At 54.4% G+C, this 21,854-nt stretch carries 20 protein-coding genes; 1 reads left to right on the top strand and 19 read right to left on the bottom strand.

Features of this window, described 5'->3' with window-relative positions; genetic code table 11:
• Nucleotides 1-51: 51 nt before the first annotated feature.
• Nucleotides 52-1,608 carry a ribonuclease Y gene (gene rny / locus GJ1_RS05855; RefSeq protein ID WP_066229743.1) on the bottom strand — a complete coding sequence of 519 codons (1,557 nt, stop codon included), beginning with the start codon at nucleotides 1,606-1,608 and terminating at the stop codon, nucleotides 52-54.
• Here rny and GJ1_RS18300 point away from each other — a divergent pair.
• A complete protein-coding gene (locus GJ1_RS18300) occupies nucleotides 1,595-1,813 on the top strand; it encodes a hypothetical protein (RefSeq protein WP_157068361.1) in 219 nt (72 codons plus the stop codon). The genes rny and GJ1_RS18300 overlap by 14 nt on opposite strands.
• A 182-nt stretch (nucleotides 1,814-1,995) precedes the next feature.
• On the opposite strand, the gene recA is transcribed toward GJ1_RS18300, so the two are convergent.
• From recA to GJ1_RS05945, 18 genes are all read right to left on the bottom strand, one after another.
• On the bottom strand, nucleotides 1,996-3,039 hold the full coding sequence (recA, locus tag GJ1_RS05860; protein ID WP_066229746.1) for a recombinase RecA: 1,044 nt from the start codon (nucleotides 3,037-3,039) through the stop codon (nucleotides 1,996-1,998).
• A 175-nt stretch (nucleotides 3,040-3,214) separates the two neighbouring features.
• Nucleotides 3,215-4,459, bottom strand: a complete 1,245-nt coding sequence (locus GJ1_RS05865; RefSeq protein WP_066229748.1) for a competence/damage-inducible protein A — start codon at nucleotides 4,457-4,459, stop codon at nucleotides 3,215-3,217.
• 27 nt (nucleotides 4,460-4,486) lie between these two features.
• Nucleotides 4,487-5,065 carry a CDP-diacylglycerol--glycerol-3-phosphate 3-phosphatidyltransferase gene (pgsA, locus tag GJ1_RS05870; protein ID WP_066229751.1) on the bottom strand — a complete coding sequence of 193 codons (579 nt, stop codon included), beginning with the start codon at nucleotides 5,063-5,065 and terminating at the stop codon, nucleotides 4,487-4,489.
• A 77-nt stretch (nucleotides 5,066-5,142) separates the two neighbouring features.
• Nucleotides 5,143-6,033, bottom strand: coding sequence for a helix-turn-helix domain-containing protein (locus GJ1_RS05875; protein ID WP_066229752.1), 891 nt, complete (start codon nucleotides 6,031-6,033; stop codon nucleotides 5,143-5,145).
• Nucleotides 6,034-6,059: 26 nt separating this feature from the next.
• A complete protein-coding gene (locus GJ1_RS05880; RefSeq protein WP_066229755.1) occupies nucleotides 6,060-6,851 on the bottom strand; it encodes a DUF3388 domain-containing protein in 792 nt (263 codons plus the stop codon).
• Nucleotides 6,852-6,983: 132 nt separating this feature from the next.
• Nucleotides 6,984-7,232 carry a DUF3243 domain-containing protein gene (locus tag GJ1_RS05885; protein WP_066229757.1) on the bottom strand — a complete coding sequence of 83 codons (249 nt, stop codon included), beginning with the start codon at nucleotides 7,230-7,232 and terminating at the stop codon, nucleotides 6,984-6,986.
• A gap of 62 nt (nucleotides 7,233-7,294) precedes the next feature.
• A complete protein-coding gene (gene ymfI / locus GJ1_RS05890) occupies nucleotides 7,295-8,011 on the bottom strand; it encodes an elongation factor P 5-aminopentanone reductase (RefSeq protein WP_066229760.1) in 717 nt (238 codons plus the stop codon).
• Nucleotides 8,012-8,063: 52 nt separating this feature from the next.
• On the bottom strand, nucleotides 8,064-9,353 hold the full coding sequence (gene yfmH / locus GJ1_RS05895) for an EF-P 5-aminopentanol modification-associated protein YfmH (RefSeq protein WP_066229763.1): 1,290 nt from the start codon (nucleotides 9,351-9,353) through the stop codon (nucleotides 8,064-8,066).
• The gene (gene yfmF / locus GJ1_RS05900) at nucleotides 9,334-10,629 is read right to left on the bottom strand and encodes an EF-P 5-aminopentanol modification-associated protein YfmF (RefSeq protein WP_066229765.1); all 1,296 of its coding nucleotides are present in this window, start codon (nucleotides 10,627-10,629) and stop codon (nucleotides 9,334-9,336) included. Before yfmF ends, yfmH begins: the two co-directional genes overlap by 20 nt.
• Before the next feature lie 161 nt (nucleotides 10,630-10,790).
• The gene (locus tag GJ1_RS05905; RefSeq protein WP_066229768.1) at nucleotides 10,791-11,750 is read right to left on the bottom strand and encodes an ABC transporter permease; all 960 of its coding nucleotides are present in this window, start codon (nucleotides 11,748-11,750) and stop codon (nucleotides 10,791-10,793) included.
• A complete protein-coding gene (locus GJ1_RS05910; protein ID WP_066229797.1) occupies nucleotides 11,751-12,797 on the bottom strand; it encodes an ABC transporter permease in 1,047 nt (348 codons plus the stop codon).
• Complete coding sequence (nupO, locus tag GJ1_RS05915) at nucleotides 12,797-14,323, bottom strand: ABC transporter ATP-binding protein (RefSeq protein ID WP_066229771.1); 1,527 nt, start codon at nucleotides 14,321-14,323, stop codon at nucleotides 12,797-12,799. Before nupO ends, GJ1_RS05910 begins: the two co-directional genes overlap by 1 nt.
• A gap of 128 nt (nucleotides 14,324-14,451) precedes the next feature.
• Nucleotides 14,452-15,543 carry a BMP family lipoprotein gene (locus tag GJ1_RS05920; RefSeq protein WP_066229799.1) on the bottom strand — a complete coding sequence of 364 codons (1,092 nt, stop codon included), beginning with the start codon at nucleotides 15,541-15,543 and terminating at the stop codon, nucleotides 14,452-14,454.
• An 83-nt stretch (nucleotides 15,544-15,626) separates the two neighbouring features.
• Nucleotides 15,627-16,358, bottom strand: coding sequence for a GntR family transcriptional regulator (locus GJ1_RS05925; RefSeq protein WP_066229774.1), 732 nt, complete (start codon nucleotides 16,356-16,358; stop codon nucleotides 15,627-15,629).
• Nucleotides 16,359-16,567: 209 nt separating this feature from the next.
• Entirely contained in the window at nucleotides 16,568-18,898 is a 2,331-nt protein-coding gene (locus tag GJ1_RS05930) for an FtsK/SpoIIIE family DNA translocase (RefSeq protein WP_066229777.1), read from the bottom strand.
• 108 nt (nucleotides 18,899-19,006) lie between these two features.
• Nucleotides 19,007-19,231, bottom strand: a complete 225-nt coding sequence (locus GJ1_RS05935; RefSeq protein ID WP_066229780.1) for a YlzJ-like family protein — start codon at nucleotides 19,229-19,231, stop codon at nucleotides 19,007-19,009.
• Nucleotides 19,228-19,968 (bottom strand): ClpP family protease, encoded by a 741-nt coding sequence (locus GJ1_RS05940; RefSeq protein ID WP_066229783.1) that lies wholly within the window; start codon nucleotides 19,966-19,968, stop codon nucleotides 19,228-19,230. Before GJ1_RS05940 ends, GJ1_RS05935 begins: the two co-directional genes overlap by 4 nt.
• Before the next feature lie 117 nt (nucleotides 19,969-20,085).
• On the bottom strand, nucleotides 20,086-21,756 hold the full coding sequence (locus GJ1_RS05945) for a ribonuclease J (RefSeq protein WP_066229787.1): 1,671 nt from the start codon (nucleotides 21,754-21,756) through the stop codon (nucleotides 20,086-20,088).
• Nucleotides 21,757-21,854 lie beyond the last annotated feature (98 nt).

Raw genomic sequence — 21,854 nt, forward strand, 5'->3', positions numbered from 1 at the left:
CGTTATACCCTCCTATTTTACGCACAAAAAAAGAAAGTGGCAATAGCCACTTTATTTCGCGTATTCGACCGCCCGCGTTTCGCGGATGACCGTCACTTTAATATGGCCCGGGTAATCGAGCTCTTCTTCGATCCGTTTGCGGATGTCACGCGCCAGCCGGTGCGCTTCCAAATCGTCGATCATATCCGGTTTGACCATAATGCGCACTTCACGCCCGGCTTGAATGGCGTACGATTTTTCTACGCCTTCGTACGATTCGGCGATTTCTTCAAGCTTCTCTAGACGACGGATATAGTTTTCCAGCGTTTCACTGCGCGCTCCCGGTCGCGCCGCCGACAGCGCATCGGCTGCCGCGACAAGCACGGCGATGACCGACGTCGGTTCAGTGTCGCCATGGTGGGAGGCGATGCTGTTGATGACGACCGGATGTTCTTTATACTTCGTCGCCAGCTCAACGCCGATTTCCACATGGCTTCCTTCCACTTCGTGATCGATCGCTTTCCCAATGTCATGAAGCAAGCCGGCCCGGCGCGCCAGCATTTCGTCCTCCCCGAGCTCGGCCGCCATCAGTCCGGCTAAAAACGCCACTTCTACCGAGTGTTTTAAGACGTTTTGCCCGTAGCTCGTTCGGAACTTGAGCCGCCCTAAAATTTTGATCAAATCCGGATGCAAGCCGTGAACACCGACTTCAAACGTCGTCTGTTCGCCGACTTCGCGGATATGCTCATCCACTTCGCGGCGCGCCTTTTCGACCATTTCCTCAATGCGCGCCGGATGGATGCGGCCATCCTGCACAAGCTTATCGAGCGCGATGCGCGCTGTCTCGCGGCGGATCGGGTCAAATCCGGACAAAATGACCGCCTCCGGCGTATCGTCGATGATCAAATCGATGCCGGTCAACGTCTCGAGCGTGCGGATGTTCCGCCCTTCGCGCCCGATGATTCGCCCTTTCATTTCGTCGTTCGGCAAATTGACGACGGAAACGGTCGTTTCGGCGACATGGTCAGCGGCACAGCGCTGGATGGCAAGCGACAAAATCGCCTTCGCCCGCTTGTCCGCTTCCTCTTTCGCCCGCGTTTCCGCCTCTTTGATCATCATCGCAATCTCATGCGACAGCTCTTTCTCGACGCGCTCTAAAATGAGCTGGCGGGCATCGTCGCGCGTCAGGCCGGAAATGCGTTCAAGTTCGGCTTGTTGTTGTTTGACGAGCGCTTCCACTTTGCTTTCCATTTGTTCAATATGCTGTTGTCTTTCGTTCAACGCTTCTTCCTTCGCCTCAAGCAGCGCCTCGCGTTTGTTGAGCGCTTCATCTTTGCGGTCGAGATTTTCCTCCTTTTGCATCAGGCGGTTTTCTTGTTTTTGGAGCTCGCTTCTCCGGTCGCGGATGTCGCGCTCCGCCTCCGTGCGCAGTTTATGAATCTCGTCTTTCGCTTCGAGAAGCGCCTCTTTTTTCAAGGCGTCCGCCTCGCGTTTCGCCTCCTCAATCAGCTGTTCGGCAGCGGCTTTCGCTCCGCCGATTTTCGCTTCGGCAATCGATTTGCGGACAAAAAAGCCAACAACGGCACCAACGACTAAGGCAAGCAAAGCGGAGATGATGATCGAGCCCATCGTTTCACCTCCTCTTGCTGTTCGGTTTTCTCTCGCTCTCTCTTCGCACCGCCATAGCCGGCGCAAATGGACATTTCCGTTTTCAATACATGATCAGTCGCTTGGCATGGCAATCGCCCGCGCAGCCCTCCGCACGAAGGCGGTCCGCCGCAGCGGGCGGGCGTATGGACAAATATACATGTTCATTGTAAAGGCGGCAACATGAATTGTCAAGATATTACACCGGCGCGCCCCAGCCCTCGGCTTTGGCGGCAGGCGGGCGCGCCTAGAGGATGACAACGGAAAAAGACCGTTTCGCCCGCCGTTCTTTTTGGGCTCACCGCCCTCCTTCGCAGGCGTGCGAATGGAAAAAGGCGCCCCGGCAGCTTGCCAGGACGCCTTGCGCAGTTATTCCTCAAGCAGCCCGAACTCGTCTTGCTGCGGTTCGCTCGTTCCCTCTTCGACATCAATGCCGTAATGCTGGCGGATGGCGCGGGCGATTTCATCGGCGATGTGCGGGTTTTCTTTCAAAAATTGTTTCGCGTTCTCCCGCCCTTGGCCGAGCCGCTCGTCTTTGTACGAATACCACGAACCGCTTTTTTGCACGATGTCCAGTTCGGACGCCATATCGATGATTTCCCCTTCGCGGGAAATGCCTTCGCCGTACATAATGTCGACGTCAGCCGTTTTAAACGGCGGCGCGACTTTGTTTTTGACGACTTTGATTTTCGTTTTGTTGCCGACCATATCGTTGCCTTGCTTGATTTGCTCAGCGCGGCGCACCTCTAGGCGGACGGAAGCGTAAAACTTGAGCGCCCGCCCGCCCGGCGTCGTCTCCGGATTGCCGAACATGACGCCGACTTTTTCGCGAATTTGGTTGATGAAGATGGCGATCGTTTTCGATTTGTTAATGGCGCCGGACAGCTTGCGAAGCGCCTGCGACATGAGCCGGGCTTGCAAGCCGACATGGGCGTCGCCCATCTCCCCTTCAATTTCCGCTTTCGGCACAAGCGCCGCCACCGAGTCGATGACGATAATATCGACCGCGCCGCTTCGCACGAGCGCTTCGGCGATTTCGAGCGCCTGCTCGCCCGTGTCAGGCTGGGAAAGCAGCAATTCATCAATATTGACCCCTAATTTTTGGGCATAAATCGGATCGAGCGCATGCTCTGCATCGATGAAAGCTGCTTGCCCGCCCCGCTTTTGCACCTCAGCGATCGCGTGAAGGGCAACGGTCGTTTTCCCGGACGATTCCGGGCCGTAAATTTCCACAATCCGCCCGCGCGGATAGCCGCCGACGCCTAACGCGATGTCGAGCGCCAGCGAGCCGCTCGGCACGACCGACACTTTGCGGTCAGCTTGCTCGCCGAGCTTCATGATGGCCCCCTTGCCAAACTGTCGTTCAATTTGTTTCAACGCCTGCTCCAATGCAGCCTGACGATCTTGGTTCACTAACCTACTCCTCCTTATTCTAGGACTACTTATACTATACCGCGTTTTGCGGCCGTTGCCAAGCAAAAAACGAACATTTATTCGTTTTTTCAATGGGGAAACTAGCAACAATCGCCATGCCATGCGGTGGAAAAATGATGTGCGGTGGAGGGATGTTCAAGGAAGGGGCGGCCGGTCAACGGCCGGTCGCGAGCATCTCAAGGAGAAAAAAGCAACCGTATTTGGCGGTGCGGACGCGAATGGCATCGCGCGTGCCGGATAACGTGAGACGGTGGACGGTCGTGTCGCGGCCGCGGATGGCGATGCCGACATACACGGTGCCGGGCGGGTGGCCCTCAAGCGGATCGGGGCCGGCGACGCCGGTGAAGCTGATGCCGACATCGGCATTGCACATCGTACGGACGTTTTCAGCAAGCAGGCGAGCGCACGGCTCGCTCACCGCCCCTTCCGCCTCAAGCAACAGCCGCGGTACACCGAGCACCTCTTCTTTCACGCCGTTCGTGTAGCAGATGACACCGCCTTTTGCCACTTGCGACGCACCTGGGATGGAGGTGAGCTGCTCAAGGAACAGGCCGCCGGTCAAGCTTTCGGCCGACGCGATCGTCCATCCTCTTTCTTTTAACCGCTCGAGCGTTTTCGTAAACAACGTTTCGTCATTATATCCGTAGCAGTAGCGGCCGACGCGCGCCAAAATGGCCGCTTCCACCTCATCAAGCAGCCGCTTCGCCTCCTCCTCATCCCGGTGCTTCGCCGTCAGGCGGAGCGTCACTTCGCTGTCATTGGCGAGCGGCGCGATCGTCGGGTTCGACTGGGCGTCGATCAAATCGGCAATCGCCGTCTCGAGCGCCGATTCGCCGATGCCGAAAAAGCGGAGCACGCGCGACTCGATGCGCTCGGAAAGCGAAAACGTGCGGCGCAAAAAGGCGCTTCCGTATTTTGTGAACATCGGCTGCATTTCTTTCGGCGGCCCGGGCAGCAACATGTACGTAATACCGTCAATGGTCAGCGCCATCCCCGGCGCCATGCCGTGCTCGTTTTTCAGCACTGTCGATCCTTCCAAGACGAGCGCCTGCTTTTTATTGTTTTCCGTCATCGGCCGGTTCGTGCGGACAAAATACGCTTCAATCTCCCGCAAAGCTTCCTCGTCGATCACGAGCCGGCGGCCAAGCAAACGAGAGATCGTCTCCTTCGTCAAATCATCCTTCGTCGGACCGAGGCCGCCGGTGAAAATGATGAGGTTCGCTCTCGTTTGCGCCGTTTTCACCGCCTGTTCGAGGCGGCCGGCGTTGTCGCCGACGACCGTATGGAAATAGACGTTAATGCCGAGGGCGGCGAGCTGCTGCGACAAAAACTGGGCGTTCGTATTGGCGATTTGCCCAAGCAGCAGCTCAGAGCCGACGGCAATGATCTCCGCATTCAACGAACCTTCTCCTCCTTTTTCGGCCGGCTATTTCGAATGGGAAAACGCATGTTTATTTTTCGCGAAATAATCCCATCCGGACCAAATCGTGAAAATGACCGCCACCCACAACGCCAAATCAGCAAACGGGAACGGAATGAGCGAGAATGGGAAGTTATGTAACAATAAGGCGGAAATGGCGACAATTTGCGTCCATGTTTTGATTTTGCCGAGCATGTTGGCGGCGACGACTTCCCCCTCGCCGGCCAGCACGAGCCGCAGCCCGGTGACAGCAAACTCGCGGCTGATGATCACGATCACCATCCAGGATGGAGCCGCCCCGAGCTCAACAAGCACGACGAGCGCCGCCGACACAAGCAATTTATCGGCAAGCGGATCCAAAAACTTGCCCAAGTTCGTCACGAGCCCGTACTTGCGGGCATAATAGCCGTCAATCCAATCGGTCGTTGAAGCAACGATGAAAATGAGCGCGCCGACAAGATGAGCGACCGGAAGCTCCGTCCCACCGATATGAACGCTTCCCCATCCGAGCGGGACGAGCATCACGATCAAAAAGAACGGAATGAGCATGATGCGCGCTATTGTAATTTTATTCGGCAAGTTCACAACGAATACCTCCGCTAGTCAACATCTGTTCGGACAAAGAAGCGGCTTCCTTTCCGCAAAAAAGCCGCCTCTTGCCGTCATTTTTTCAGGATGAACCGCAGTTTTTGGAACACCTTGTCTTGTGGGGCAAACGGATAGGCAAACGGCTGGCCGTTTACTTTCATGTCGACGTCAGGCGTGCGTCCGATTCTCACCCATACTTCGCTTTCCGCCGACAAATCGAACGTTTTCGTCTGTCCGTTTGTCAAGTTGCCGCTGTAAAACGTATGGCCTTTCGTATTGTATACTGCCACCCATGACGCCCCTTTGGACGTTAATTCGATGGAAAAAGAACCGGCATTTTCCACCTCGATGGTCGCCGTATTGCCGCTTTTTTCCGTCACATTGAGCGCCATAGCTGGTGAAGTCGGCTTTTCCTCTTTGTCAGCGGGCGTTGGCTGCTCGTTTTCTCCGCCTGCACCGTTCTTTGGCTCCTTCGTCTGTTCCTGTTTTTCCGCCTGCTCAAGCGGCGAATGTTTCGGCTTTTCGACCTCCGCTGTTTTTGGGCTTGTCTTTGTCGGCGGCTCATTGACGGCGCCGCGCTGGAGCAACACCCAAACGAGGACAGCCGCCCCGATGACGACCGCCGCGACAATCACTTTCGGCAGCCAATCAAGCCACTTCGCCCCCTCGGCCGACAATTGCTGGCGCGTCTTTACGCGCGACAGCGTCTGCGGAATGTCATCTTGATAAGACTGCGGAATGTCTTGTTTATACTGTTCAAACAGCTCGTCCGGGTCGAGTCCGACCGCTTCGGCGTATTGCCGGATGAAGGCGCGCACGTAAAAGTTGCCCGGCATGATGGCGTAGTTTCCCTCTTCGATGCCAATTAAATAACGTTTTTGAATTTTCGTCATCTCTTGCAGCTCGTCCAAACTCATATTTTTTTCTTCCCGCGCTTCCCGCAAACGTTTCCCTAGTTCCGTCAACGGCCAACACCTTCCACTTTTTCAAATTAAAACCCAAATTCAGAAAACCCGTCGCCGCCCAACAAAGATGGGCGGTCAATCGCTTCATAGGAAATATCTTCGTCCGGTTCATGGCGCAGCTCAATAATGTAATCAAAATCATCAAGAGTGTACTCCGTATGGCGGACAAACATGTCCGGATGCTCCACGACTTTTGTCGCCTCAAGGCGCATGAGCTCGCGAATGAGCTGCCAGTGCTGCTCATTCCCCCGGCGCCTTGAGACGATGCCGTCGATAATGAAAATGTTGTCCTCGCTGTACTCATCTTCCATCAGCTGCGTGCGCACCGTCTGTTTGATCAAGGTGGATGACACAAACAGCCATCGTTTGTTGGCGCACACGCTGGCGGCGACGATCGACTCCGTCTTGCCGACGCGCGGCATCCCGCGGATGCCGATGAGCTTGTGTCCTTTTTCTTTAAAAATTTCCGCCATAAAATCGACAAGCAGTCCAAGTTCATCGCGGACAAAGCGGAACGTTTTTTTGTCATCAGCATCGCGCTGGATGTAGCGGCCATGGCGGACGGCGAGGCGGTCGAGCAGCTTCGGCTGGCGCAGTTTCGTCACCGTAATGTTGTCCATCGTCCGCAAGATCGTCGCCAGCCGTTCAATTTGCTCGTTATTGTCGCACAAAAGCAGCATGCCGCGGCGCGAATCCCGAACACCGTTGATCGTCACGATGTTAATGGACAACATGCCGAGCAACGAAGCGACATCGCCTAAGAGCCCCGGGCGGTTGACATGAATTTCATATTCCAAATACCATTCCTGCTTGCCCATCCCGTCTCCTCCCTTGCCGATGTCCACACGAACGCCTTATGCTAAGTTCATACTACTATAATCGCAAATGGAAAAGCAACCGAAAAGGAGGAAGAAAAAAGAGAGGGAACCCCCTCTCTTTTTGCCGGGTGATTATTTTTGTTGGACAAGCTTGACCATCATGTTGGCAAGGGCGTGCTGCTCTTTTTCATCCGCAACGCTCCAAAGGTCAGCGAGCACCCGTTCTTCCGGGTTTTTCGGGTCGACGTTTTTCGCCAAATAGTCCCCGATTTGGTAAGCGACGTCCGAGATCACTTGCTGAGTCAATCCTTGCTGTTGCGCTTGTTCTAAACGCTCCGCCAAAAAGTCTTTCCATTGTTCAAAGTTATCCAGTACCGACATGTCAATCCCTCCTTGTTGAACGTTTCAAGGATAGTTTGCCTGCTGGACCGGAAAATATACGTTCAGCAATACCAGCCGCCGTTGACGGAAATGACTTGGCCGGTGATGTACGAAGCGGCGTCCGACAGCAAAAACACCACCGTTTTCGCCACCTCATCCGGAGTGCCGAGCCGGCCCGCGGGGATTTCGTCAGCGAGCGCTTTAAGCTCCTCAGCGCTGAACGACCGCAGCATATCCGTATCAATCGCCCCCGGCGCAACAGCATTGACGCGGATGCCGCTTGGGGCAAGCTCCTTGGCGAGCGCCTTGGCAAACGCGTTCTGCCCGCCCTTTGTCATCGAATACACCGCCTCGCATGACGCGCCGCACAATCCCCAAATCGAGGAAATGAACACAATATGGCCGCGCTTTCTCGCCACCATCGATGGAATCAGTCTTTTGATGAGCAACGCCGGGCTTGTCATATGAAGCCGCACCATCCGTTCGATCAGTTCATCGTTCATGTCAGTCAACAACCCGTAATAGCTCGCCCCGCTGTTGTAAATAATGGCTTCAATCGGGCGGTCAATTCGCGAAAGCAGCTCGTCTACCCCCGTTGGCGCCGACAAATCGGCCTCAATCGGCACAACGTGCGTGCCGACTAGCTCTGCTTTTAACGATTCAACCGGCGCCCGCCGCCGGTAGTAATGAAGAAACAGCCCGTAACCCGCCTCAGCAAGCGCGCGGGCGATGCTTTGCCCGATGCCTCCGGATGCCCCGGTGATCAAAGCGTAGCGCATGGAAACCTCCCCCTCTTTGCCGCAAAAAAGCATCCTTCGCAGGAAGGATGCCTCATTGCCCTTTTGGAACGACTTGGCAAACAGCGATTTTCGACTCGCGGAAGCAAGAAGAGGCAACCGCCGCCATGTCGTCCATTGTAAGCGATGAAAGCGCCGGCAAAATGTCAAACAGGCTGGCGCCGTAAAACGCGTAGCGCGTGAACTGGTTGGCGATGTATTCCGGCGAGTTCAAAGCGCGCAAAAAGGCGCCGATTTTTTTCTTTTTCACCCGTTCAAACTCTTCCTTTTTGACTGTATCCGCGGAAAAGGAGAGCAGCACCGTTTGGACTTCCGACGCAAGCCGGTCGGCGTCCCTTGTATCGCCGCCGACAAGGGCAAAGCCGAATTCGCGCTCTTCTGTATAGTCGTACATGAACGTATCGTCGATCAGCCCTTCTCGGTACAGCCGCTCGTAATGCGGCGAGCTTTTGCCGAACAAGTAATCAAGCAGCACATGAAACGCGAGCTCGTGACGAAGTTTTTGCTCGCCGGCGTCAGGCACGGACGGCGCTTTAATGCCGACAAAGCATTTGTTCGTCTGCACGTGCATCGGAATCACTTTTTTCTTTTCCGCCACACCGCTTGGCTCTTCATACGTGAACCGCTTCACCTTCGGGGCGTCGGGGAACGACTTTTTCGCTTGGTTGTCGCGGATTTGCTGCATGATTTTTTGTTCATCGACCGGGCCGACGACAAACAAAAGCATGTTGCTCGGATGGTAAAACGTTTCATAGCATTCATACAGCAGCTCTTTTGTAATTTGGGCGATCGATTCGACCGTGCCGGCGATGTCGATTTTGACCGGATGGTTGTGATACATGCTTTCGATGGCGCCAAAATAGACGCGCCAGTCCGGGTTGTCGTCGTACATTCGGATTTCCTGGCCGATGATCCCTTTTTCTTTTTCCACCGTCTTGTCGGAAAAATACGGGCTTTGCACAAAATCGATCAACGTTTCCAAGTTTTTCTCCACATTGTCCGTGCTTGAGAACAAATAGGCGGTGCGGGTGAACGTCGTAAAGGCGTTCGCCGAGGCGCCTTGTTTGCTGAACTGCTGGAACACGTCGCCGTCTTCTTTTTCAAACAGCTTATGCTCCAAAAAATGGGCGATGCCGTCCGGAACGCGCTTCATCTCCGTTTTGCCGAGCGGGACGAACTGATTGTCGACGGAACCGTAGTTCGTCGTAAATGTCGCGTACGTTTTGTTGAATCCTTTTTTCGGCAAAATGTACACATCCAGCCCGTTGTCCATTTTTTCGTAAAACAGCTCTTCCTGAAGCGTTTCATACACCTGTTTTTCCATCTTCCGTCGCCTCCATTCCGGTCAAAAAGTACACCGTATCAAGCTCCATCTTGCCAGCGACGCGCACAACATCCTCGCGCGTCACTTGATCGGTGCCGACAAGCCATTCGTTAAGCGGGCGCTTCCGCGTCGAGACGACGTTATGGTACAACACCTCCACAAGCCCGCGCGGCGTATCAAGCGTCTCAAGCAGCTGGTTGCGGATGACCGCTTTCGTCTGCGACATTTCTTCGTCAGTGAAATCGCCGTTTTTCATCGCCTGCATTTGCTCGTCGATGATGCGGCGCGCCTTCTCGTAATTGGCCGGTTCAATGCCGGACATGACCAGCAAAAGCCCCTTATGGCTTTCCAGCCTCGAGGCGGCATAATAGGCAAGGCTTGCCTTCTCACGGACGTTGATGAACAGCTTGGAATGAGAAAAGCCGCCGAAAATGCCGTTAAACAGCTGCAAGGCGTAATAATCGTCATCTTCGTACGTTACGTTCGTCCGGTAACCGATGTTGAGCTTTCCTTGTTTCACATCTTGCCGCTCGATGACTTCGTTCACTTCCTTGCGCGCTTGAACGGAAGCAGATGGAGAGCGCGCCGGCTGCGTGCGGTCCGGCAAGGAGAAACGCTGCTTCACCGCGGCGAGCACCGCCTCTTCTGCAACGTCGCCGATGACGTATAAATCCAACTCATCTTCGGCCAGCGCCCGTTCATAATAGCGGTACAACCCTTCCGGCGTGATGGCGTCGACATCCTCGAGCTCGCCGTTTGGCGAGAGGGCGTACGGCTCGCCTTTGCACATTTCTTGCACGAGGCGCATGTTCGCATAACGCATTTTGTCATCGTACACCGCTTGGATGCGCTGGCTTAACGCCCGTTTCTCCTGCTCGACGATATCGGAAACAAACCGGCCGCCGTCAAGTGCCGGTCGGAAAAGAAGATCGGCCAGCAGCTGAAGCGCTTTCTCCAAAAGGGGCGTTTGTTCCGGCAAAAACCGTTCATTGGCGACATCGATGCGAATCGTCATGATATGGTGTTCGCCTTTTTTCGTTAAATCGACATTCAGCGTCGCCCCGTACAGTTCATCCAAATAGGTGCGCAGCGCCTTGACGCTCGGGTAGTCAGCCGTGCCGCTTTGCAAGACGTATGGCAAGAGCGCGCGCAACGTGACCGTCTCTTTGGCAAGGCGCGCTTTCATTTTCCAAACAATCGTGTTCGTTTTGTACTTATCGGTCGAAATCGTATGGACGCGAACCGGTCCGACCGCTGTTACTTTTTCGTCGATCAACCCAACTCCTCCTTACTTTTTCTCTTCACAAGAGTGCACTAAGTTTATTGTAAGATCCCTTATCAACAATATACCTTTTGCCAAGCGAAAAATGCAAATCGATCCATCCGGTGCACCATATCAAAAAAACGGCCGTCCGCTTTCTCGGACAGCCGTTTTCGTCACCGTTTCCCTTTGATATATGGCGTGCCAGCCGCTTTCGGCGCCTCAGCGCGGCCGATGAAGCCAGCGAGCGCCAAAATCGTGAGCGCATACGGGGCAATGAGCAAGTAAACGGTCGGGACGTTTTTCAAAAACGGAATCGTCTGCCCGACGATGCTTAAGCTTTGCGCCAACCCGAAAAAGAGCGCCGCCCCCATCGCGCCGATCGGATGCCATTTGCCGAAAATCATCGCCGCAAGCGCCATAAACCCGTGCCCGGAGATCGTCGCATGGCTGAAGTCGCGCGAGATGATCGTCGCGTACACCGCGCCGCCCAACCCGCCGAGCGCCCCGCTGATCATGACAGCGATGTAGCGCATTTTGGCGACGTTAATCCCCATCGTATCCGCCGCCATCGGATGTTCCCCGACCGCGCGCAACCGCAAGCCAAACGGTGTTTTGTAAATGACGTACCATGACACAAACGCCAACACAATAGCAATATACGACGGCACGTACGCATTGGAAAACAACAGCGGGCCAATGACCGGTATGTCGCTTAGCACTGGCACATCAATTTTGTCAAACCCGACTTGAATTTGGTCCGTTTGCCCTTTGCCGTACATTTTTTTCACTAAAAACAACGACAAACCGAGGGCCAAAAAGTTGATCGCCACCCCGCTCACGACCTGGTCGGCGCGAAACGTAACCGAAGCGACGGCGTGCAGCAACGAAAACACGGCTCCGACCGCCATGGCGGCCAATAAAGCAAGCCACGGCGTCAGTTCGCCAAACCGATCGGCAAACGTTAAATTAAAGACAACGCCGACAAACGCACCGATGGTCATCAACCCTTCGAGCCCGATATTGACGACGCCGGATCGTTCGCTAAACACGCCGCCAAGGGCGGTGAAAATGAGGGGAGCCGCGAAGAAAATCGTTGTCGGGACAATCGTTTGCAATACGTCATACACGCTCACTTACTCCGCCCCCTTTTGCCAACGAGATAACAGCCAGCGGATCATGTAGCTGGATGCAACAAAGAAAATAATGAGCGCGATAATAATATCGACAAGTTCGGTCGGCACGCCGGCGCTTGACGGCATTTCCAGCGCCCCGACTTTCAGTGCGCCAAACAACAAGGCGGAGAGCAAAATGCCAAACGCGTTGTTGCCCCCGATCAAAGCAACGGCGATGCCGTCAAACCCAAGGCCGGTGAAGCCGGCCTTCGTCGAAATGTTTCCGAATGTGCCAAGCCCTTCCATCGCGCCAGCGACGCCGGCAAAAGCACCGGAGATGACCATCGCTAAAATGATGTTAGTGCGCACGTTCATGCCAGCGTACTGCGACGCATGCTGATTGAACCCAACCGCCCGCAGCTCAAACCCTTTCGTCGTTCGTTCAAGCAAAAACCACATGACAAATGCGGCGGCAATGGCGATCAAAATGCCGTAGTGCATCGTCGAATGGTACGTGATGGCATCTAAAAAGTCGGAATGAAGCGATGCACTTTCCTTAACCGGCTTTGATTTAAATCCTTCATCGGACAAAACCGAACGGATGATGGCGTTCGTCACATGCAAAGCGATATAGTTCATCATGATCGTAATAATGACTTCATGCACTTTCAAATACGCCTTTAGCACACCCGGGATCAAGCCCCATAGCGCTCCGGCGAGCGCAGCAGCCAAAATGGCAAGCGGCAAATGAATGATCTTCGGCAAATCAAAGGACACTCCGACCCAGACGGCCGCCAGCCAACCGACGATCAACTGCCCCTCGACCCCGATGTTAAACAAGCCGGTGCGAAAGGCAAACGCCACCGCCAGACCGGTTAAAATATACGGCGTCGTCTGGCGGATCGTTTCTCCGATATAGTACGGATCGCCAAACGCTCCGTACACGAGAGCGCCAAAGCCGGCGATCGGGTTGTAGCCGCTTGCAAGCATCACGATCGAACCGACGAGCATGCCAAGAAGAACGGCCAACAATGGAATCAAAAATTGCTGGAGACGATTCGACTTCATCACGACACACCTGCTTCCTTCCGTTTGCTTCCGGCCATCAACAGCCCGAGCTCCTGCTCCGTCGTTTCTTTCGGATCGACGATGGCGACGATTTTTCCTTCATAAATGACGGCGATCCGGTCGCTGACGTTCATCACTTCGTCAAGCTCAAACGAGACGAGCAGCACCGCTTTTCCACGGTCGCGCTGTTCGATGAGCCGCTTGTGAATAAACTCAATCGCCCCGACGTCAAGCCCCCTCGTCGGCTGGGCGGCGATCAACAAATCCGGGTCGCGATCGACTTCGCGTCCGATGATCGCTTTTTGCTGGTTGCCGCCCGATAACGCCCGCGCTTTCGTATACTCATCCGGTGTGCGCACGTCAAACTCGCGGATGAGCCGGCGCGCTTTTTCGTAAATGGCTTGAAAATTCAACAGACCCCGTTTCGAGTACGGCGGCTGATAGTACGTTTGCAGCACCATGTTTTCGCCGATCGGAAAGTCAAGGACAAGCCCGTGCTTATGCCGATCTTGCGGAATATGGCCGACGCCGGCTTCGATGATTTTGCGCGGCGGCAAATTCGTAATGTCTCGGCCGTTGAGGCGGATTGTCCCTGATTCAGCTTTGATCAAGCCGGTTATGGCTTCAATGAGCTCGGTCTGGCCGTTGCCGTCGACTCCAGCAATGCCGACGATCTCGCCGGCGTGCACCGTCAAGTTCAAACCGTTGACCGCTTTGACCCCGCGCGCGTCCTTGACGACTAAATTTTGAATTTCCAACACGGGTTTGCCCGGCTCAGCCGGTTTCTTAGCGGTCGTAAACTGCACCTCGCGGCCGACCATGAGCGCCGCCAGTTCGTTTGGATTCGTCTCCGCCACATTGAGCGTCGCAATTCCTTTGCCGCGGCGGATGACGGTGACGCGGTCGCACACTTCCATAATTTCTTTGAGCTTGTGCGTAATTAAAATGATGGATTTTCCTTCGCGGACGAGCGTGCGCATAATTTGCATGAGCTCGCGAATTTCCTGCGGCGTCAAGACCGCTGTCGGCTCGTCAAAAATTAAAATATCGGCGCCGCGGTATAAGGTCTTTAAAATCTCGACGCGCTGCTGCATGCCGACGGAAATGTCGGCGATCTTCGCCGCCGGGTCGACCGCCAGCCCGTACCGTTCCGACAGCTCGCGCACTTCCTGCTCGGCCTGCTTCATATCGATCATTCCCGCTCGCGTCGGCTCGCTGCCTAAAATGATGTTTTCCGTCACCGTGAACGTATCGACGAGCATAAAGTGCTGATGCACCATACCGATGCCAAGATCATTGGCGACGTTCGGGTCGGTGATGCGCACCGGCTTCCCTTTGACGCGGATTTCGCCGCCATCTGGCTGATATAAGCCGAACAGCACGTTCATGAGCGTCGATTTGCCAGCCCCGTTTTCACCAAGAAGGGCGTGAATCTCCCCCTTTTTCACTTGCAGCGTAATGTTGTCGTTGGCGACAAACGTGCCAAACACTTTGCGGATATTGAGCATTTCAATCACGTATTCCAAGCGATTCACTCCTTACTGCGGCAAGGTCAAAATCACAAAATGAGAGGCGGCAGCAAACCGGGCCGCCCTTCATTTCATGATTTTGAAGAAGGCTAGCGGCGCGCACTAGCCTTCTTCGCCTTTGTTCTTTATTTGATTGTCGCAGCAAACTGCTCGTACTCTTTCCGGTTCGTCGGCACTTTGATTTCGCCGTTGATAATTTTTTGCTTCCATTCGTCGACCGTTTTTAACACGTTCTCCGGAATGTTGTCTTGCGTCGGGGCAATGCCGACCCCGTTTTCCGGCAAGCCGTACTCAATCGTTTTGCCGCCTGGGAAGTCGCCCTCTTTCGCCCGTTTCGCCGTGTCATAGACAGCGACGTCGACGCGTTTCACCATCGATGTCAGCGTCACGTTGTACGTTTTGCCGCCGACTTTCACTTCTCCTTCCGGCGCTTGGTCTTTGTCAACGCCAATGACCCAAATTTCGCGGTTTGGATCTTTTTTCTTCAAATCTTTCGCTTCCGAGAAGACGCCGTTCCCAGTCGCTCCAGCTGCATGGTAGATGATATCGATGCCGGAAGCGTACATGCTCGAGGCGATCGCTTTCCCTTTATCCGCTTGGTCGAACGCCCCAGCGTATTGCACTTCCACGGTCGCCTTCGGATTGACCGCTTTCACGCCGGCGCGGAATCCACTTTCGAATTTTTCGATCAACGGAATTTCCATCCCGCCGACAAAGCCGATTTTATTCGTTTTCGTCATTAGCCCGGCGACAACGCCGACAAGGAACGAGCCTTCATGCTCCTTGAACGTGATGCTGGCGACATTTGGCTCATCAACAACGGTATCGACGATGGCGAAATGTTTTTTCGGGTTTTGCTTGGCGACTTCTTTCACCGCATCGCCCATCAAATACCCGATGCCGAAAATCAAATCAAAGTCGCTGCGCACAAGCTTGTTTAAGTTCGTGGCATAGTCAGCGTCGCTCGATGACTGCAAGTAGTCGTAGCCGCCGCGGCCTTTTTCAAGCCCGTTGTCTTTGCCGAACTTTTGCAGCCCTTCCCAAGCCGACTGGTTGAACGATTTGTCGTCAATGCCGCCGACGTCGGTGACCATGGCGACGCTGAACGTATCTTTCTGATTGCCGCCTCCCGCATTGTTGCCGGCTTGTCCGCAGGCGCTAAGCAGCGTGCCGGCGGCAAACAGGACGGACAACACCAACCCGATTCGCTTTTTCACATTCATTACCCCCTAGCTTGAAAATTTGTTCCTTAATTAGTATAAAGCTTCCGCTCTCTTTCTATGTACCCATTTTCACCCCCTTAAAAGCTGAACCGCTTCCGCATGACATGGAAGCTGAACTTGTCGGAGCGGAAGTAGTTGACGGAATAAAAAATCGGCTCATCGTTTTTATCGAAATGCATTTGCTTGAGCACAAGCAGCGCCGTTTCTGGGTCGCATTGCAAAATCGGCGACACTTTTTCATGATAACCGAGCGGCTCGATGCGCGCGACCGCATAGGCGATATCGCGATGCGTTTGGTTGTGCAAGTTTTCAAACAGCGACTCATGTTCATAGGAGATGCCATTTGGCAAATATTTGCACAAAATTTTATCCAAGCAATAAACGACCGGCTCCCCATCGGCGGTGCGCACCCGCTCGATGAGCAACAAATTCTCGTCCGGCCGACATTGGAAGCGGCGCATATCGTCTTCCGTCGGCTGTTGGATTGAGGAAGACAAAAAAATCGTTCCTGGCTTGCGCCCCGCTTGACGAATCATATCCGTGACGCTTGAGAGCTGCTCGATGCCGGACGTAAACAGCGGACGGGCGTTGACAAACGTTCCGACGCCGTGGCGGCGGATGATAATGTTTTCTTCTTCAAGCACCCGCAACGCTTCCCTCAATGTCGCCCGGCTGACGCCAAGCTGTTTGGCAAGCTCAAACTCGGACGGCAGTTTTTGCTTTTCTTTGTACACTCCTGCTTCAATATCACGCTTGATGCGATCAATCACTTGCAAGTAAAGGTGGCGGCTGTCTGATTTGATTGACATGACAACGTCCTCCGTGTTACGCATTTCCGTTGAGATCAGACCTCTGACATTAGACATATAACCTTTTTGAGATTACTATATCATTTTTTACTGGGCAAATAAATAGGTGATATCAAATTTTGTCGAAGAAAAAGAAATAGGATTGGCAACGCTTCCAATAAGATGTATGATTGAGCGGGCAGGCTTTTTTCGCCCGCCCTTTTTCCCAATTATGATGTCTTTTTTAAATCTTCCTTCGACCAAAGAACGGCGCGCGGCTTGCTTCCTTCATAAGGGCCGACGACGCCGCGCTCCTCCATGGCGTCAATGAGCCGAGCGGCGCGATTGTAACCGATGCGGAAGCGGCGCTGCAGCATCGAGACAGAGGCGCTTTGCATTTCAACGACAAGACGGACCGCCTCATCATACAAATCGTCTTCAAGGGCTGAGGAAGAGGATTCGCTGTCTTCGACGAGCATCTCCTCATAGTATTGCGCCTGCTGCTGGCCGGCGACAAACCGTACGACTTCTTCCACCTCTTGGTCGGAGACAAACGCCCCTTGGACGCGCACCGGTTTTGAGGCTCCCATCGGCAAAAACAGCATATCGCCGCGGCCGAGCAATTTTTCCGCTCCGCCCATATCCAAAATGGTGCGCGAATCGATTTGCGATGATACACTGAAGGCGATGCGCGACGGAATGTTCGCTTTGATGACGCCAGTGATCACATCCACCGACGGGCGCTGGGTGGCGATGATCAAGTGGATGCCAGCGGCGCGCGCCATTTGCGCCAAACGGGTGATCGCTTCTTCGACATCCGACGAGGCGACCATCATCAAGTCAGCCAATTCGTCGATGATCACGACGATGTACGGCAAAAGCGGCTGCTGTTCCGGCGCCGTTTCGTTATGCTGGCGAATATATTCGTTATATCCTTCAATATTGCGCGTGCCGGTATGCGAAAACAGCTCGTAGCGCCGCTCCATTTCTTGGACGACTTTTTTCAGCGCCTGAGCCGCTTTTTTCGCGTCGGTGACGACCGGCGTCAACAAATGGGGAACTCCGTTGTACACACTTAACTCCACCATTTTCGGGTCGATCATCATCAGCTTCACTTCATGCGGTTTCGTGCGCATGAGCAGGCTGACGATGATGCCGTTGATGCAGACGCTTTTGCCGCTGCCGGTTGCACCGGCGATCAACAAATGCGGCATTTTGTTCAATTCCGCGGCGACGACTTCGCCGGAGATGTCGCGCCCAAGTGGAATCAACAGCTTCGCCTTATCCCGTGTATGCTCGATGGCTTCCAGCACTTCGCGCAGCGAAACGGTGGCGATTTCTTCATTCGGCACTTCAATGCCGATCGCGGACTTGCCAGGGATCGGCGCTTCAATGCGGATGTCTTTCGCCGCCAAGGCGAGCGCCAAATCGTCGCTCAAACTGACGATTTTGCTTACTTTCACCCCAACGTCTGGATACACTTCATATTTCGTCACCGCCGGACCGAGGTGCACTTGCGTCACTTTCGCCTTGACGCCGAAGCTTTGGAACGTTTTCTCCAGTTTGCGCGCATTGGCGTAAATGTTGGCATGATCGGCCAATTGCCCAGCTGGCTTCGGCAGGCGAAGCAGATCGAGCGGCGGCAGGTCGTAATTTGTGTTTTCATGCTCGGAAAACGCCAACGGCCGCGCCGGTTTGTCCTCCTCCCCGCCGCTGCCTTCTTCCACGTGCAGCTCTTTCTCATCTTCCGGCTCAGCGGCCGACCGGACGGCGGCAAAATCAGAAATGATCGGCGGCGGGGAAAGCAGTTCCTCATCCGGTTCGGCGTCTCTTGCTTCAGCCGGCTCATCATCCGGCCGGGCGGCCGCCCGCCGCGCGCGCCGGTTTCGGCCGCGGTTGGTCCTGCGCTTCCTCCCGGCCCGCCATTGCTTTATATCTTCGACAAATGCCAGCCATTCTTGGCGCACAAACGCTGCGGCCATGGCGACCCATTTGCCGACCGTTTCGCGCAGCGATTTCCCAGTCAGCACGACAAAGCCAACGACGAACAGAAGAAAGCAAATCCACTTCGTCCCGGGGGAATCGAACAGTTGATAGCTGGCGGCAAACAACAGCGCGCCGACCATTCCGCCCCCTAAATCCACCTCGGCCGCCTTGCCGCTCGCTTCGTTCCAAAACAGCCTCCACGTCGTCCGGATGACGCTCGGGTCCAGCTCGCCGCGCCGCGATATAAGCTCAAACAGTTTGTCATGGCTTAAAAGCAAAAGCGCGGCGACGATGGCCGAAGCGCCGACAAACGGGCGGCCCGTCCATGAAGGCCACTCCCGCCGCCACATGAGAAGGAGCGATAATATGAAAAGTCCGCCTACTAATAGCATGTACCATTCGCCGAAAAAAAAGCGGCCCACAAGCACGAACGTCTCCCCGACAAGCCCGAGGCGGGCCATCGCGACAACGGCAACCGCGAGCAAGCCAAGGCCGATCAATTCAAAACGGATCGTTTCCGTCCATGGCTGCCTTTTTGGCGGCTTCCCTTTTTTTCTTCGCTTTCGTTTCGCCATGATCGTTCACTCCAGCATGAATGAATTGGAAAGCCGGAAAAAAGCAGCCAACGATGGCTGCTTTTTTCCGTTTGTCTACTATTATATCATGAATGGCCGGACAATTCATTACGATGTTGCCGCCGAAGCCGGAAACCGCGCCCCCGGCGCATATTTGGCGTTTAAAAAATGGTGCGGATTTGTGCTTAAGTTTTGCACAATTTCATACTCGCCTGTTTCCACAGCTTGGACAAGAAACGGAATGCCATCGTAATACACCATTTTCTGCTTCTCGTAAGCGGCGGCATCAACCGGAAAAATCAAATGTTCAGGCATGATCGTATATAAAATCATTGGATCATCTTCCCTTCCCCGTTTTTCCTCATCTCAATCAGCTCCCGCAGCTTCGCCATCGCTTGGGACACGCCGCCGACTTCATCGATGAGCCCGTACCGGACGGCGTCGGGACCAACGACGTTCGTGCCGATGTCGCGCGTCAAATTGCCTTTGGAAAACATGAGCTCTTTAAACTTTTCCTCGCTGATCTTCGAATGTTTCGTCACGAAGCGGACGACGCGCTCTTGCATTTTATCCAAGTACTCAAACGTCTGCGGCACGCCGATGACAAGCCCCGTCAAACGGATCGGATGAATCGTCATCGTCGCGGTCTCGGTAATGAATGAATAGTTGCACGACACAGCGATCGGCACGCCGATCGAATGGCCTCCGCCGAGCACGACGGAAACGGTCGGTTTCGAGAGCGAGGCGAGCATTTCGGCAATGGCGAGCCCTGCTTCCACATCGCCGCCGACTGTGTTTAAAATGACGAGCAGCCCTTCGATTTTCGGGTTTTGCTCGATGGCGACGATTTGCGGAATAACATGCTCGTATTTCGTTGCCTTATTTTGCGGCGGCAGCTGAATGTGGCCTTCAATTTGGCCGACGATCGTCAAGCAATGAATGTTCGCATCCGGCTCCATTTGCGGGACGTTTGTCTGCCCAAGCTGAGTGATGGCCGCAGTCGTCTCTCCTGCTTTTGTTTCCGCTTGCTCTCCTTCGGTTTCCGCTTGGAAATAACGCTCCTTCTCCATCCACTTCGTCTCCTTTCTTGTCGGTCATATCGTTAGTATGGCCGAAAGAAAAAAGAAAAATGCTGGCAACGGATGACCGTTTCCAGCATTTCCCCGTGGACTTTGAGCATGATTGCATTATACTTCCATAATAATAGGCAAAATCATCGGTCTGCGCTTCGTTTTTTCAAATAAAAACTGGCTTAACGCTTCACGAATGTTCGCTTTCAACGACGACCATTCGAGCATGTACGATTCAAGGCAGCGCTCGATGATCGCCGCCACCATGTTTTCCGCTTCCTCAAGCAGCGTCTCAGCTTCGCGCATGTAGACAAACCCGCGCGATATGATTTCCGGCCCCGCGGCAATCGTTTTTGTCGCCCTGTTCAGCGTGACGACGGCGATCAAAATGCCATCCTGGGACAATAAGCGACGGTCGCGCAGCACAATGTTGCCGACATCGCCGATGCCGAGGCCGTCGATTAGAATGTTGCCGTACGGCACTTTGCCTCCCGGGCGGGCGACGCCGCCGCGAAACTCGATCACTTCACCTTTGTCGATCAGAAACATTCGATCCTCCGTGATGCCGACCGCTTTCGCCAACCGGGCGTGCGCTTTTTGCATTCGATATTCCCCATGCACCGGAATAAAGTATTTTGGTTTCATTAAATTGAGCATCAACTTTAGCTCTTCTTGACAGCCGTGCCCAGATACGTGCACTTGCCGGTCGCGGTAAATGACATTGGCGCCGGCCCGGTACAAGGCGTCGATCGTTTTCGCGAACCCGAGCTCATACCCCGGCATGACGGAGGCAGCGACGATGACGGTGTCCCCTTCTTTGATGTTCACTTGTTTGTTCGCTTGACGCGCCATGCGCCAAAGCGCGCTCATCGGCTCGCCGTGCCCGCCGGTTGTCAAAATGACGAGCTCGCGATCGCTGTAGCGGTCAATATCATGCGCAGAAATCGTCACCTTGTCTGGAAGGTGCAAGTAACCAAGGCGCACGGCGATGTCCATCACTTTATGCAGCGTTTTCCCAATCACCGCCACTTTGCGCCCGTATTGATGGGCGGCGTACAGCACCTGCTGGATGCGGGTGATGTTGGAAGCGTAGCAGGCAACGAACACTCGTCCTTTCGCATGGCCGATCACGTCGGCGATCTCGTAGGCGACAGCCGTATCGGAACCGCTGTACCCGGGGCGTTCGGCGTTTGTGCTGTCCGACAGCAAACACAGCACCCCCTCTTCGCCGATTTGCGCCATTTTTCCCAAGTCGGTGCGGTTGTTGCCGTACGGCGTCTGGTCAAATTTAAAATCGCTCGTGTACACGATCGCTCCTTGCGATGTATGCAGACTGATGCCGACGGAATCAGGGATGCTGTGGATCGTGCGGAAAAACGCCACTTTCGCTTTGTCAAACACGAGTTCCGCGTCCGGGTCAATTTCATTGAGCTTCGCGCCCGACACCCCTTGTTCTTTTAACAGCGCCTCCGCCAACCCGAGCGTCAACTTCGTTCCGTATACCGGCACCGACAGCTGCTTGAGCACGTAGGCGATCGCCCCCATATGCTCCTCGTGCCCGTGAGTGAGAAAAATGGCCTGAATGCGATGCTGCCGTTCCGTTAAATACGTGATGTCCGGGATCACTTTGTCAATGCCGAGCATTTCGTCTTCCGGAAACATCACCCCAGCGTCGATGACGAAAATATCCTCGTCCAATTCGACGACATACATGTTTTTGCCGATTTCTCCGACTCCCCCAAGGGCAAAAATGCGTATTTTCTCTACCGGCTTTATTTTCGACTTCAAGGCTGCGTCCTCCCAATTTCGATGCTAACCCGCTCAAAGTCACTTGCTTTTATTATAACGAATCGATGTTGAAAAACACAAGATGGTTCATCAACCAG

Origin of the sequence: Geobacillus jurassicus NBRC 107829 (assembly GCF_001544315.1) — a bacterium.
Taxonomy (GTDB): Bacteria; Bacillota; Bacilli; order Bacillales; family Anoxybacillaceae; genus Geobacillus; species Geobacillus jurassicus.